General features: G+C 64.6%; 1 protein-coding gene. It reads left to right on the top strand.

All coding sequences use genetic code 11. From position 1 onward, the window contains the following. The coding region (locus AC5RWU_RS24510; RefSeq protein WP_493986769.1) for a hypothetical protein at positions 1-187 on the top strand (187 nt) is incomplete at its 5' end. Between the last annotated feature and the right edge of the window lie 398 nt (positions 188-585).

The following is a 585-nucleotide window of genomic DNA, read 5'->3' on the forward strand; positions in this document are numbered from 1 at the left end:
TCCCACCGGCCCGGGGCAGGGCGAAGCGAAGATCCGAACGCATCCAAATACGGCGGCGTATTCGGGCACGGAGGTCCGGTTGTTCTTCCGGCCCGGGCACCCGCTGGAGTTCATTATCTGCGGCGTCCGGGACCGCTGCGGAAGGTTTGAGGTCTTCGGGCCATCGCAGGCAGTTCACTGCGGTTGAACCCGGCCATGCCGCTCAGGTGCTGGCCGAACCGGTCGGCATGGCCGGCCGGGGGCAGACTGGCCGATTCCGGTTTCAGTTCCTACCTGATACGGCTGATCCTGTCGGGCAGTGTGCGGGATTCATTGTCACCACTGACCGGTTTTTCCGTTCTTCAGCCTGCCGCCGGTACGGCTGAGGATCCGGCCGGGGCTTTTCAGCCTACCCGGTACCGGTAACAACGTAAGGATGCCATTGACTGTGCTCAGCATGCCCGATGAGAGCCGGGGTCGTCGCTCAGGATGAGGCGGCTGTTCGCTCTCTGTTCCCGGGCCGCCTTGGCCTCATATGTGGCGGCTGAGGATGGCCTGGCTGACCTCCTTGATGGCGTGGGTGATCCTGATGCCGCGGGGGCAGGC

The sequence above is a fragment of the Arthrobacter sp. B0427-1-12 genome (assembly GCF_059092905.1).